Raw genomic sequence first — 13,933 nt, 5'->3', positions numbered from 1 at the left:
AAAACTGACGAAAATTTCGTGATTTAAATCACAGATTGAGGGCTCTGAGAAATGGTTTAAATAAGGTAGTAAAGCAGGAGCAGGAAATTAAAAACGCCAGTAGATGAAATAGTTGTTTTTAAATGAAAGTTGTCTTGTGAAACTATTCACGAATTCGTCACATATAGAAAGGAGTCAAGAAAATGAAAGTTCCTAAGCTAATGATGTCCTTCATCTTATTATTCATTTTTCAGCTTCCTGGTCTGGCTGAAGCAGAGGCTAAACCAGATGTTTTGAATATGGAGGAGCTCACAATCCAGGTGATGCCTGAGTATTCCTACCATCCGAAAGATAAAAAGAAGAATCCGCCACTGCTGGTGGGATACCATGGCGCTCTTAAAAACAATGCTGAACAGCCACAAAAAGGCCAGGTGGTCGTTCCGCTCCCAATGGATGAGAAGAATTTCAGGATTGGTTTTGCCGGTGATTATTCGCGGGACCTCACCGAAATGAATGAAATTGAATACGAGCTGGATCAGGAAAAAGGAACAATTTCCTGGGAAACGAGTGAGGAAATCCAGCCGGGGGAGATTTACAAATTTGTGATTGAGTACTACACAGACAGCATCAGCGAGAAAGACGGCACAAAGGAGCTTGCTTACGATTTTACAAACTTTACGGAAATTGGTTTGCTGAACCTGATTTTCGTTGAACCGCTCAATTCGGAAAGCTTCAAGCTTGAACCGGCTTCAGAGCAGCAGCAGAAAAATTCCTACAACATGAATATGTTCCTTTATCAGAGTCAGGGAATGAAAGCCGGTGAAGCAAAGAATATCAAGCTCGAATACAAACGAACTGACGACAGGACGACCGCTGAGATCATGGAGGACATGGCTGGGGATGCAAAAAAGGCGGGAACTGTTAAACAGAACGACGAGAAAATGCCTTTATGGCTGGTTATCACGGTAGTCGGGAGTATCACAATCATCGCCGCTTTGTTATTAATTTTCTTCATGAAGAGACAGAAAACAAAGCCTGTGCAGGTCAATGCTTCATCTGAATTAGAAGCTAAAAAGGCAAAACTCAGGGCGATGCTCGTTGAAGGAAGCATAACGGAAACTGAATACAATGAACTGCATAAAAAGCTGGGAGGTAAAAAGTGATGTCCAAAAACAAAAAAATCGTGATCGGACTGGGACTTGCAGCAATTGCGTTCGTCATCATGATGTTTTCAACGATGCCAAGTGCGGGAAGCAAGGAAATTACGATTGAAGACCTGAGCAAAAACGGATCGAACTATGAAGGCGACTATATTATGACTCAGGGCTTGCTCAATAAGGAATCGGTGAAATGGGATGCGGATAAGCTGGAGCTTCGTTTCGAACTTTACGAAGAAGGCGAAGGGACACTGCAGGTTTTCCATAAAGGAATCAAGCCAGATAACTTCTCCGAAGATGTCATTGTTTTAGTCGAAGGTTTTATTCAGAAAGACGGAGTGTTCGAAGCGGAAAAAGTCCAGACGAAATGCCCGACAAAATATGAAGGCGAAGACATGGAGAACTATGACAGCGAAATGCATAAGGAAATGTACAAAAATGACAAGAAGGAATAAAACAGATGGGTGGTTATCTGTATGTATCTGATCGGGAATATCTCAATCTACCTAGGAATCGCGATTTCGCTGTATGGAATCATCGCCAATCTTACCGGGTTAAAGAAGAAAAGCAGCAAATGGCTTGAAAGTGCAAGAGGAGCGGTCCTCTCACTGGCTTTCGTTTCGAGCATCTCATCGTTCCTGCTGCTGTATCTTCTCGGAACAAGCCAGTTCCAATATAAATATGTGGCTTCCTATACAAACGAAAGCCTGCCGATGGCTTACAAGCTGACAGCCTTCTGGGCTGGAAATGCCGGATCCCTGCTGCTTTGGGCTTTCCTATTATCGATTTATGCGGCAATGGTCGTATTTTCAAAAGAAAAAAAGAACCCTATGATGCCATATGTCTCAAGTATCCTGATGGTGAATATCCTGTTCTTTTTTACGGTGATGGCCCTCAATGTAAATCCATTTGAAATGACCGATAAAATTCCGGCAGACGGAAAAGGGTTGAATCCGATGCTTCAAAATCCGGGGATGATCCTCCATCCTGTAACGCTCTATATGGGCTATGTCGGACTGGCGGTTCCATTCGCGTTCGGGATTGCGGCACTGATCCTCAAGAAAATGGATTCGGAGTGGATCAAGCTGACGAGAAGATGGACGTTGCTGGCATGGCTGTTCCTGACACTTGGAAACGTGATCGGAGGCTGGTGGGCTTATCTTGAGCTTGGCTGGGGCGGCTACTGGGCCTGGGACCCGGTTGAGAATGCTTCCTTCCTTCCATGGCTGACCGTTTCAGCATTCCTGCATTCAGTGATGATACAGGAACGGAAAAATATGCTGAAAACCTGGAATGTAAGCTTGATCATCCTGTCTTACATCCTGACATTGTTTGGAACATTCCTTGTCCGAAGCGGAGTCCTGACCAGTGTCCACGCATTTGGGGACAGTAACCTCGGAACCTACTTCCTTGTGTTCATGGCATTCATGATGCTGTTTTCACTATATGTCGTCATGACTAGATATGGATTGATCAAGAAAGAGAGCAGTCCGATCGAAGCCTATTTTTCAAAGGAAAGCACCTTCCTGCTGAACAACCTGATTCTTGTGGCCGCAGCGTTCGCTGTCTTCTGGGGCACGATGTATCCATTGATTTCAGAAACATTCACCGGGACTAAGGTCAATGTTGGAGCGCCTTACTTTAATAAAGTCATGGCCCCGATTTTGCTGGTGCTGATTGTGCTGATGGGAATCTGTCCGCTGATTGCCTGGCAAAAAGCCGTATTTGAAAAGTTCATGAAAAATATTCTCTGGCCGCTTGCGATGGGCATTGCGACTGCCATCCTCCTGTTCGTTTTCGGTGTTAAAGGAATATACGCAATCATCGGGTTATCGGCAACAAGCTTCATGTTTGGTACACATTTGCTTGAATTCGCTAGGGGCATTGGCGCAAGACGGAAAGCGACAAAGGAAAACATCCTGAAAGCCGCTTTCAAGCTGACGGTGAAAAACCAGCGCCGCTATGGCGGTTATATCGTCCATATCGGGATTGCGCTGATTGCGGTGGGAGTCATATCTTCTCACTCTTACTCAACAGAAATATTGAAAACCGTCGACGCCGGGAACAGCATCAAGATTGGCGAATACACCCTGAAATTCAATGAACTGACCGAGCATATGAAAAATGGAAATGGCGTAGTCGCCGCGGATGTGGATGTAACTTATAAAGGCAAGGATATCGGCAAAATCAAGCCGGAAAAAATCTTTTACGAAACATGGCCTGAGCCATCAACAGAGGTAGCAATCAAGACGAACTGGAGCCAGGACTTGTACGTGGTGCTCAGTTCCTGGGAAAACAAAGACAAAGTTACCTTCATGGTAAAAGTGAATCCATTCGTCAGCTGGATTTGGATGGGCGGTATCATCATGGTGATTGGCACTGCATTCGCGTTAATTGGAGGCAGACCGGCATCGATCCGCTACCAGACCAATAAATTTGCGGGAAGGTGATGAAGATGAAAAAGAAAATTTTCGTTGCGACATTCCTTTGCTTCATCTTGATTCCTGGTCTGACATCTGCTTTCACTTATAACTCAAAAGAATTCAAGCACGTCATCACCCAGCTTGATATGCAGGGTCATGCAGATCATGATCTATCCACCTGTTCAATCAAGAAAATTTATTATGACGAAGTGGTAGAAATGCTGAATGGCGGCAAATCAGAGCCGGAAATCATCCAATCTTATGTTGATGAATACGGGCAGGCAGCCTTGAGAACACCTGGCGGCGGCACTAGCGGCTGGATTGCCTGGGGAATGCCGGCTGCAGGATTTGGCATCGGAACTGTGATCGTCGGGGTCTGGATCAGGAAATTGACACTCAAAAAGGCGGAAGTAAACGTTGAAGCCAAAGCAGGATGGGATTCCGAAATCGAGAAGGAAATTGCATCCAAAACTTTTGACGAAGAGCGCCGAAAGCTTTTCTAGGAGTTGATGAAAATGGATTATGTATTTTTAATAATTGGATCACTCGTGATCATTACTTGTTTTTACTTTATCATTTCTCCCTTCTTTTCCTCAGGTGAATTCCAGCCCGTAGGAAGGGAAGCAGAAGGTGAAAAGCTGACTCTGGAGCAGGTGTACAGCGCAGTGAATGAGCTGGAAATGGACTTTCTGATGAAAAAAATCAATAGTGATGATTTTGAAAAAATGAAAGAAAATTATCAATTGCTGGCAGCTGACCTATTAAAGGAAGAAACAGAAACGCTTAAGCAAGGCAAAACCAAACTGCCAAAAGGCAAAGCGAAAATGCAGGCTGACGATGCGGAAGAAGAAATTCTCAGGGAACTGAAAAAACTCCGCCAGCAGAAGGGGTGAGTTGAATGGCTCCTGCCTATCACCCTGAATGGCTCGTGAACTTTTGGCTGACGTCGCCTGGATTGAACTTGTTGAATCCTCATTATGTGCTGATGTTTCTGGTAGTTGTAATTGCTCTATTGTGGTTTTTTCAACGAAAACGGACTGCTGTACATGAGGTGATTGACGATAATGAGAAACTGTTCAGGCACCTTTTACTAAGGAAAAAAGTGATTGAGGAGGAGCTTGCCGGATTGGAAGGCAGGCTCGGCTCAGCAGGAATGACCGAAGAAATAAATAAAAAAATGCTTGATTACCAGGGCCGACTGGACCAGGTGAACAAGGAATTGGAACAATACACTGGATGAAAGAGTTGGGGACCATGCTTGAACTGCGAAAAATGACCAAAATGCTGGGAGATAAACTGATACTGCGAAACATCACCCTTACACTCCAAAAAGGGGAGATCCTCGCGGTAATAGGGCCAAACGGTGCCGGGAAAAGTACGTTTTTCAAATGTACGGTCGGATTGCTGCAGCCTACAAGCGGAGAGATTCTCCTTGATGGAAAGCTCGTCAGGAAAAACTCTGCACAGATCAAGCAGCGGATTGGGTTCTTAGGTCATGAATCCTTCCTGTACAATAACCTGTCTCCGCTCGAGAATCTTAGATTTTACGGAAAGCTTTACAAGGTGAAGGACCTTGACAGGAAAGCGAATGAGCTTTTAAAGGAGGTTGGGTTGTACCTGTTCCGCGATATGCCAATCCGCTCATTCTCAAGAGGGATGCTGCAGAGGCTGGCGATTGCCAGGGTGCTGCTGCCTGATCCCGAAATCCTGATGCTCGATGAGCCGCACACCGGACTTGACCAGGAAGCCGTTGCGCTCCTGAATCAAATCATTAAAAACAAACGGAACAGCGGAACGTCCATCCTCATCATCTCACATGATTTTGAACAGGTGCATGCCCTTGCTGACAGGGCTGCCCTGCTGAAAAAGGGGAGAATCATCGCGACCAGGCCACTTGGTGATGGGATCAGCCTGGCAGAGATGAAGCAATGGTATGAATCAGAGGTGAAGAGCTCATGATGTCGATTCTTCTAGATGCCTGGACGATTGCCAGCAAAGACCTTCGCAATGAAATTAAGACAAAGCAGACGATTGGGATGATGGTCATTTTCTCCAGTCTGGTTGTCCTCATTTTCAGCTTTGCCTTCGATCCAACCAACAATATGGTGAAGGCTGTCATTCCAGGTCTGGTCTGGCTGATCACTGTCTTTTCCGGGATTCTTGGCCTGAACCGCTCGTTTCTTTCGGAGCATGAAAATGATGCCCTGACTGGACTGCGCTCGGCACCCATCGATCCTTCGAGTATTTATCTGGGGAAGGCGCTGGCGAATTTCATCCTCGTCACAGCTGTTCAGCTTGTGAGCATTCCGGTGCTGTTCCTGCTGTTCGACTACCGCTTCTTTGGGAAAATAGGCTGGTTCATTCTCGTTGTCGTCATCGGGACACTGGGCTTTATCATTGTCGGCACATTCCTGGCTGCCCTGTCAGCGAATGCCAAAAACAGTGAAATGTTATTGCCGGTGTTGCTGCTTCCGCTTTTAAGCCCATTGCTGATTGCCGGAGTCCAGGCGACAAGAATCGTTCTGGAAAATGAAGTGATTGCTGATGCAGCGTCATGGATCAGATTAATGGGAGCTTATGACTTGTTATTTTTAGCCGCATGCTTTTTCTTATTTGAATTTATTATGGAGGGATCTTGATGAAAAAAAATGCTGGTTTGATTGACCGAATCTTGCTGTTTACGCTGATACCATCATTTTTTATCGCGCTTTACCTGATTTTCATCTGGTCGCCTGTTGAAAAAATGATGGGTGCCACGCAAAAAATATTCTACTTCCATGTTGGCAGTGCCTGGGTCGCTTTCCTCGCTTTCGGTGTAGTTGGTTATTACAGTGTGAGAGTGCTGATAAAACCAAGGCTTCAGTACCATATCAATGCCGGAATCTCAGCTGAAATTGGCGTCCTTTTCACGACAATCACATTAATCACCGGGATGATCTGGGGAAAATCAAGCTGGAATACATGGTGGACATGGGAACCCCGCCTCGCGACAACACTGATCCTCTGGTTCATATACGTCGCTTATCTTTTCGTCCGCAAGATGGACGGTTCAATGGAAAAAATCGCAAGGCTGTCAGCTGTTTTTGGCATCGTTGGTGTCATCAATGTGCCAATTGTCTTCATGGCGATTCGCTGGTGGAACACGAAGCTTCATCCAATCGTGTTCGGTGAAGGCAAAAACCAGTCAGGAGGCGGGATCGAGCCTGACATGCTTGTCACCTTGCTGTTCTCGATTTTTACAATCACCTTGTTGTACACGTTCCTGATGCGAAAAGGCATCGAAATTGAAAAAATGAGACATATCGTCAAAAAGGCTAAGTCAAAAGCAATTGAAAAGCTTGCGGGCTAACTATTAAGGAGGAATGGAAAATGACTTACTTATTCATGGGTTATACAGTGATCTGGACGTTGATAGCGGGATATGTCGTTGTGCTTGGCCGCCGCCAGAAGCAGCTGAAAAAAGAGATCGAAATACTGGAAGAATGGAACTCAGATTTTTAAAAAGCGGGTGATGAAAATGGGCAAAAAAATCGTTCCGGTCATCGTGATTGCTGCTGTCATCGGAGTCCTTGGCTTTTTGGTCAGCGGACTGGGCGGGAAAGCATCCGCCCAGCCTGGTGACCAGTCGATTGATTTTGAACTGCAGGATATCGACGGCAATACTTATAAACTTTCTGATTTTAAGGGCCAGCCGGTCGTCCTGAATTTTTTCGCAACATGGTGCGCGCCATGCATTGATGAAGCGCCAGAATTGGAAGCTTTCGGCAAAGAATACAAGGGTGCAAAGCTTTTGATCCTCGCAAAAGGCGAATCGAAAAAACGGATGGAAAAATATATCGGAGAAAGTGGCTCAAAGCTTACGTATCTTCTAGACACAAAAGAAGACATCTCTAAAGATTACAATGTGATCGGACAGCCTGAGACCATCATCATTGACGGGGACGGCAAGATAGTCGAACGCTTTTCCGGGCCGACAACGAAGGATGATTTAATCAGTCTGATCCAGGAAAAAGTTTCACCATGACCTTGGTTAAAGCACAGTCGTGTTTTAATAAGGCTGTTTTCGTATGAATGCGGGAACAGTTTTTAGTAGTTGGCTATAAGGGAGGTGAAAGAGAATGCTGAAAAAGCTGCTGGGAATAGACAAAAAGATGCTGTTATTCATTGGTGTGTTCGCTGGAATCATTGTTTCGGTCGTCACTGTCAAGACACTCGCTTATACGGATTCACCTGAATTCTGTTCAAGCTGCCATATCATGACAGAGGTCCATGACTCGTTTTCCGATTCCAACCACGCCGGTCTGGCCTGCGGGGACTGCCATTTGCCACACGAGAATATGGTCAAAAAATATACCTATAAGGCAAAGGCTGGCATGACACATGTGTATTTCAATACACTAGGGGAAGCAAAAATACCGAAGGTGCTCCACGCAACAGAAAGCTCTGACGAAGTCATAAATGAAAACTGTATCAGCTGCCATGAAAATACACTGGAAAATATTTCGCATGATGCTAAAGACAGCTGTTCAAGCTGCCACCAGGCAGTGCCGCATGGAAAAGGCTTCAAGACAGAGGATTATTTTAAACCGCCTAAACCAGGCGAGCTTTTAGAGAAAAAAGGAGGTACGATGAACAATGGCTAGAAATTTCCGCTGGGCATATTTGCTCCTTGTGGCTGTCATGCTCATCATTACAGGCTGCTCCAGCTCGGATGAAGAAGCCACTTCAGCCAGTGAGCTAAAAACGGGGCTTAGCAAAGATGAAATCAGCAATGAAGCCTTCAAGGATCTTTTCCCGCTTCAATATGACAGCTACAAACAAAACGAAAAGATGGAAGACACAAAATACAGCGGTTCCGTGAAACGAAGCAAATTCGACCATGACAAGGAACCGTATTTGCCAGTCCTTTTTAACGGCTATGGCTTTGCGACTGAATACAATGAAGATCGCGGCCATATTTACGCGAATGAGGACGTCCGGGCGATCGCGAGGATCACTGACAAGTCGGTCGGTTCCTGCTTGACATGTAAATCGACTGCCGTACCGCACATGATCGAGGAAATGGGTGACGATTACTGGAGCGGCAATTTTAACAAAGACATCTGGCCGAAAGCAGAAGCAATGGGCCATTCACCAATCGGCTGTTCAGACTGCCATGATCCGCAGACGATGGATTTGCGCGTCACACGCCCAAGCTTCATCAAGGCAATGGAATCACAGGGCATCGACATGTCCAACCCAACAAAGAATGACATGAGGAACTATGTTTGCGGACAGTGCCACGTAGAGTACTACTTTGCAGCTGACAATAGTGAAGTTACCTATCCTTGGGCGAATGGATTCAAGCCTGAAGATATGTATGAATACTATGAGACAACTGCCAAGGAACAAGGTTTTGAGAAAGACTGGGTTCACAATATTTCCGGAACGCCAATGCTGAAATCCCAGCACCCTGACTTTGAGACACATATCGAAGGTCCGCATGGCGAGGCTGGAGTCACATGTGCAGACTGTCACATGCCATATGACAGAGTAGACGGCAAAAAGAAAATCAGTTCACACTGGTGGACATCGCCTCTGAAGACAATGGATCAATCCTGCGCAACCTGCCATACCAACAGGGATATGGATGAGCTGAAAGAACGCGTAATCGGTATTCAGGATACTCATATGGAAGCCCTTCATAAGGCCGAGGATATTTCGATTACCTCACACTATTACGTGAATAAGATGATCACATCAGGAGTAAGCGAAGAAAAAATAAAGCAGGCTCAGGAGCATATCAGAAAAGGACAATGGTTCTGGGATATCGTAGCGGCTGAAAGTTCGGCTGGTTTCCATAATCCGCAGGGATCAATGGATTCATTGAGGATTTCGACTGAAGAATCAAACGCAGCCATCAATATTGCCATCGAAGAATTGACCAAAAAAGGCGTCAATTTAGAAGAGGTCAAGACAGAGATTGAAAAGGTGAAGAAGGCTGTTTACGACGAAAAAGATAACTTCAAGAAGAAAGACAAAGCAATCAACAGTTACTTCCCGGCCCAACAGCCAGCTCCAAAAAAATAGAGAATAGTAAATTTAGAGAATAGATAAATAGGAAAACACTGTGCAAATGCTAGTTTGTACGGTGTTTTCTTTAGTTTTGCAGAAAACATGAGAAGTGTCAATCATCCTTGATTAGTTTTTTTATTGATTAAATGGAATCGGGCGAAAACACCGTTTGATTTGATAAAAACACGTCTGGATTCTGCATTGATTTGGGGTAAGTTTTGCTTGGTTCCACGAATAAAGTCTACAATTTATGAAAAATCCTATGTTATTAAGCTTCAATTCCGCGAAAACACTGCTAGATTCCGCGAAAGAACAACCCAATTCCGCGAAAATCACAGGTAATTCCGCGAACTGGAAATAATCAAATATTTTTTCCAATTTCACTACCAAAAAAATAGAAAATTTCAACTTCAAATCCCTGTATAAATTCCTATTGCAACCCACGATAAAAACCACTAAAATTACTTTGGTATTGCATTGGAAATTTAATTTATATACTGTTTGGATAACTATATATGTTTTTCTTAATCCAGCTCCAGCGCCTAGCCCCTTGAGTCACTTGTCTAGTGTCGCCTCCTAGAAACTCCGAAACTTCAACTCCGCCTGCAGAAGCAAAAAGCGCTTCTTTGTCGGAGTCTCCAGTTTCTGCGTTTCTGGGCAGTCGGCTATTCTTTTCGATTTCGGTCCGCCCAATGAAGTCAAAGAACGACTTCACCGGTCGGCCCTCCAGTGCTTGTCGGGGCTGAACGAGGCGCTTTCGCTTTTTGTTTTTTCGAAATTAATTTAGTGAAAGAAGGCGTTATATGATGCCTAGAGCCTTGTGGCTTTTGATTATCGGGATGGCAGTCAATGTTACTGGTTCCTCTTTTTTATGGCCTTTGAACACAATCTATATACATGAGCACCTCGGCAAATCATTGTCTGTTGCTGGAATCGTATTGATGCTGAATTCAGCTGCCAGCGTCATCGGCAATCTTTTTGGCGGGAGTCTTTTTGATAAAATCGGCGGCTACAAATCTATCATTCTTGGAATCAGCATCACCATTTTGGCACTGCTTGGCTTGACTTTTTGGCCTGGCTGGCCGCAGTATATTTTCTTTTTGACATTGGTTGGCTTTGGTTCTGGAATCGTCTTTCCGGCTATGTATGCAATGGCTGGGTCGGTCTGGAAAGAGGGTGGCCGCAAAGCATTCAACGCTATTTATGTGGCTCAGAATCTTGGGGTCGCGGTTGGGGCAGCGCTTGGCGGGCTTGTCGCATCCTATTCATTCCAGCTGATTTTCATAGCGAACGTAGCTATGTACCTGATTTTCATGGTGATTGCTATTTTGGGCTATCGCAGCATCGACACCAGGGCTGCGATGCAAACGAACGTCCTCCAGGAAAACGGCGCGGTAAAAAGCCATACTAAGCTGTATGCTCTTTTGATTCTGTCTGTTGGCTATTTGCTTTGCTGGGTGGGGTACGTACAATGGCAAACAACGATTGCAGCTTATACTCAGGAATTGAATATTTCCTTGAACCAATACAGCATTCTCTGGACAATTAACGGCGCATTGATCGTCCTTGGCCAGCCAATTGTGAACAGGCTGATCAAGCCGTTCCAGAATAAGCTGAAGCTGCAGATCATCATCGGAATGGTCATCTTCATGGTTTCCTATGCAGTGGCTGCGGGAGCTCAAGCGTTCTCTGGCTTCGTTGCTGGCATGGTGATCCTGACGATTGGGGAAATGCTGATCTGGCCGGCCGTTCCGACAATTGCAAATGACCTGGCGCCAAAAGGACGGGAAGGCTTTTACCAGGGAATCGTCAACAGTACCGCTACGGGCGGAAGGATGATTGGCCCGCTTATGGGCGGAATCCTTGTCGACCTGTACGGTATGCCCATGTTATTCGCAATCCTGATTGCGATCATGTTTATCGGGATTTTCACTACACTTGTTTACGACCGGAAAATGAAGGTATCTCATAATGTTGCTGCACAAACGCAAAGTTAAAAGAATCTCAAAACGTGCAGCACAAGCATAAAAAACAACAGGGAGCTGGGCCGAAGGGGGTCCAGCTCCCTTTCTAATCAGTCACAAAATATGCATTTTTTCTCGATAAAAAATGCATATTTTGCATCTAATATAGGAATGTGGGATTATGATATAATCATACTTTGAAAGATAAGGGGGTGAATGGGTTGAAATTTAAAATTCTAGGAATGGCGTTTTTGGCTGCAGGACTGTTAACTGCCTGCAATGGCGGAGAAAAATCTGCTGAACCTGAAAAACAACAACAAAACATCAAGGAATTGGTGAGTGATTACAGCGCGGGCAAAAACAAGGACCACAAGGCATCCATCACCTCACATGAGTTGACGATTGCTGACAGTGAAGGGGACAAGCAAGTCTATGACATCTCAGAAGAAGACTTCTTCGTCTCAATCGCACCTTATGAAAATCAAACCCATCCTTGAACGAATCATAGCTTGACAGGTTGTCAAGGTGAATTGGTTGAAAAAGAGTTTGATGTATATATTGAGGATGAGGACGGAAACGTAGTTGTTGACGAGAAGATGATGTCCCAGCCGAACGGCTTCATCGATTTATGGCTTCCGCGTGATAAAAAGTACAAAACAAAGATTGGATATGACGGTAAAAGTGTTGAATCAGAAATATCCACTTTTGAAAACGATGCGACCTGCATCACGACCATGCAGTTAATGTAGACGAAAGCGCCTTTTCAGGTGCTTTTTTTGTATCCGTTATTATTTTCAGAAAAATGTGATAAAATCAAAAGAAAAACCAGGTGGCGGATTATGAATACAAAGCTTTTACATATCCCTGCAGACATTATTGAAACTATTGTCGAGAATGCATTTGAATGGCTTGTGGTCGTGGATCAAGAAGGAAGGATCATTTATATCAACCATAATTATTGTGAATTCCTTGAAGTCAATCGGGAAGAAACGATTGGCCGGCATGTGACACAAGTGATCGAGAATACCAGGATGCATATTGTGGCCAAGACCGGCCAGGAAGAACTGGCCGACTTGCAATATATCAAAGGCAATTACATGATTGCCAACAGGGTGCCCATCATCAAAAATGGTGAGGTAGTTGCAGCGTTCGGCACTGTCTTCTTCAGGGACACACAGGAATGGATGAAAATGGACAGCCATGTAAAAAGCCTGCTCACGAGAATGCAGCCCTACATTCAAAAAATTGATTCTGGGGTGAAATATACGCTCGATGACATCCTAGGCGAGTCGCAGCAGATTGTCAGTTTAAAAGAGAAAGTGAAAATGGTGTCAAACAGCGATATTTCAATTTTGATCAGGGGAGAGAGCGGCACAGGGAAGGAATTGTTTGCCCACAGCATCCACCAGTTAAGCAGCCGGAGCCAGAAGCCTTTCATCAAGGTGAACTGCGGAGCAATCCCCGAAAACCTGCTAGAATCCGAGTTGTTTGGCTATGAGGAAGGAGCATTTACAGGCGCGAAAAAAGGCGGGAAAAAGGGGAAATTCCAGCTGGCAAATGGCGGCACCCTCTTCCTTGACGAGATTGGCGACATGCCGCTGAGCATGCAGGTAAAACTGTTGCGTGCCTTGCAGGATGGAGAGATTGAACCGATTGGCTCTACTAAACCAGTTTCAGTTGATGTAAGGATCATTGCTGCCACAAACAGGCCGCTTGAGAACATGATCGAGGAGAAACGATTCAGAGAGGATTTATTTTACCGGATCAATGTCGTCCCTTTCAGCGTCCCTCCATTAAAAGAACGTGCGGAGGACTTGAACCTTCTGATCGCCTATTTTATCGAAAAGGTCACAAACCGGTTAGGCAAGCGGATTGCAGGAATGGAAAGAAATGTGATGGAAATCCTGAAATCATACAGTTGGCCGGGGAATATCCGCGAACTGCAAAATGTCATCGAAGCTGCCGTTCATTTGACTAAAGGAGAACAAATTACGCTGGATTCTTTGCCGGATTACCTGCAATCACAGACAGCGATTTATCGATTCAAGAACAAGAAGCTAAAAGATATTGTTGAAGAAACAGAAAAATGGGTATTGAAGCAAAGTCTTGAAAGGAATAATGACGACAAAATGCTGGTGGGCAGGGAGCTGGGGATCAGCAAATCAACACTTTATGAAAAATTGAATAAATACGATCTCTTGTAGTCCGGAAACTCGGAATGCTGTCCGAGTTTCCGGACTTCCCTGTTTTCTAGCAATATTTAAAAGGGTTCCCACTGTATGAATGGTGTTTATCAGTGGGAAAAGCACAGCTCAAAAAAACAGATTCCTATTAAGTAAAAGGAATAGAAGAATGC

At 44.8% G+C, this 13,933-nt stretch carries 16 protein-coding genes; all 16 read left to right on the top strand.

Going from position 1 to position 13,933, the window contains the following annotated elements; translation table 11 throughout:
* The first annotated feature begins 182 nt into the window (after positions 1–182).
* Entirely contained in the window at positions 183–1,142 is a 960-nt protein-coding gene (locus QNH36_RS18770) for a hypothetical protein (protein ID WP_283903970.1), read from the top strand.
* The gene (locus QNH36_RS18765; protein WP_251544761.1) at positions 1,142–1,591 is read left to right on the top strand and encodes a cytochrome c maturation protein CcmE; all 450 of its coding nucleotides are present in this window, start codon (positions 1,142–1,144) and stop codon (positions 1,589–1,591) included. The genes QNH36_RS18770 and QNH36_RS18765 overlap by 1 nt, the downstream gene beginning before the upstream one ends.
* Positions 1,592–1,612: 21 nt before the next feature.
* A complete protein-coding gene (locus tag QNH36_RS18760) occupies positions 1,613–3,586 on the top strand; it encodes a heme lyase CcmF/NrfE family subunit (protein ID WP_283903969.1) in 1,974 nt (657 codons plus the stop codon).
* 5 nt (positions 3,587–3,591) lie between these two features.
* The gene (locus tag QNH36_RS18755) at positions 3,592–4,062 is read left to right on the top strand and encodes a cytochrome c-type biogenesis protein CcmH (RefSeq protein WP_251544759.1); all 471 of its coding nucleotides are present in this window, start codon (positions 3,592–3,594) and stop codon (positions 4,060–4,062) included.
* 12 nt (positions 4,063–4,074) lie between these two features.
* Positions 4,075–4,452, top strand: coding sequence for a hypothetical protein (locus tag QNH36_RS18750; RefSeq protein WP_144477104.1), 378 nt, complete (start codon positions 4,075–4,077; stop codon positions 4,450–4,452).
* A 5-nt stretch (positions 4,453–4,457) separates the two neighbouring features.
* The gene (locus tag QNH36_RS18745) at positions 4,458–4,799 is read left to right on the top strand and encodes a hypothetical protein (RefSeq protein ID WP_144477107.1); all 342 of its coding nucleotides are present in this window, start codon (positions 4,458–4,460) and stop codon (positions 4,797–4,799) included.
* A 14-nt stretch (positions 4,800–4,813) separates the two neighbouring features.
* On the top strand, positions 4,814–5,518 hold the full coding sequence (gene ccmA, locus QNH36_RS18740; RefSeq protein ID WP_283903968.1) for a heme ABC exporter ATP-binding protein CcmA: 705 nt from the start codon (positions 4,814–4,816) through the stop codon (positions 5,516–5,518).
* Positions 5,515–6,198, top strand: coding sequence for a heme exporter protein CcmB (locus QNH36_RS18735; RefSeq protein ID WP_251544756.1), 684 nt, complete (start codon positions 5,515–5,517; stop codon positions 6,196–6,198). Before ccmA ends, QNH36_RS18735 begins: the two co-directional genes overlap by 4 nt.
* Positions 6,198–6,908: a cytochrome c biogenesis protein CcsA gene (gene ccsA / locus QNH36_RS18730; protein WP_251544755.1), complete on the top strand. Its 711-nt coding sequence runs from the start codon at positions 6,198–6,200 to the stop codon at positions 6,906–6,908. Before QNH36_RS18735 ends, ccsA begins: the two co-directional genes overlap by 1 nt.
* 20 nt (positions 6,909–6,928) lie before the next feature.
* Positions 6,929–7,060: a CcmD family protein gene (locus QNH36_RS18725; RefSeq protein WP_251544754.1), complete on the top strand. Its 132-nt coding sequence runs from the start codon at positions 6,929–6,931 to the stop codon at positions 7,058–7,060.
* A 16-nt stretch (positions 7,061–7,076) separates the two neighbouring features.
* Complete coding sequence (locus tag QNH36_RS18720) at positions 7,077–7,583, top strand: TlpA family protein disulfide reductase (RefSeq protein ID WP_283903967.1); 507 nt, start codon at positions 7,077–7,079, stop codon at positions 7,581–7,583.
* A gap of 94 nt (positions 7,584–7,677) precedes the next feature.
* Complete coding sequence (locus QNH36_RS18715; RefSeq protein WP_144477119.1) at positions 7,678–8,202, top strand: NapC/NirT family cytochrome c; 525 nt, start codon at positions 7,678–7,680, stop codon at positions 8,200–8,202.
* Positions 8,195–9,628 (top strand): ammonia-forming cytochrome c nitrite reductase subunit c552, encoded by a 1,434-nt coding sequence (locus QNH36_RS18710; RefSeq protein ID WP_283903966.1) that lies wholly within the window; start codon positions 8,195–8,197, stop codon positions 9,626–9,628. Before QNH36_RS18715 ends, QNH36_RS18710 begins: the two co-directional genes overlap by 8 nt.
* Positions 9,629–10,419: 791 nt before the next feature.
* Positions 10,420–11,610, top strand: a complete 1,191-nt coding sequence (locus tag QNH36_RS18705) for an MDR family MFS transporter (protein WP_144477785.1) — start codon at positions 10,420–10,422, stop codon at positions 11,608–11,610.
* A 188-nt stretch (positions 11,611–11,798) separates the two neighbouring features.
* Positions 11,799–12,326, top strand: a complete 528-nt coding sequence (locus tag QNH36_RS18700; RefSeq protein WP_283903965.1) for a CueP family metal-binding protein — start codon at positions 11,799–11,801, stop codon at positions 12,324–12,326.
* A 90-nt stretch (positions 12,327–12,416) separates the two neighbouring features.
* Positions 12,417–13,781, top strand: coding sequence for a sigma-54 interaction domain-containing protein (locus QNH36_RS18695; protein WP_283903964.1), 1,365 nt, complete (start codon positions 12,417–12,419; stop codon positions 13,779–13,781).
* Positions 13,782–13,933 lie beyond the last annotated feature (152 nt).

The organism is Mesobacillus sp. AQ2 (assembly GCF_030122805.1).
GTDB classification, from domain to species: Bacteria; Bacillota; Bacilli; order Bacillales; family Cytobacillaceae; genus Mesobacillus; species Mesobacillus oceanisediminis_A.
The sequence above is the reverse complement of the archived record's forward strand: the minus strand, read 5'-3'. Positions and strand labels throughout refer to the sequence as shown.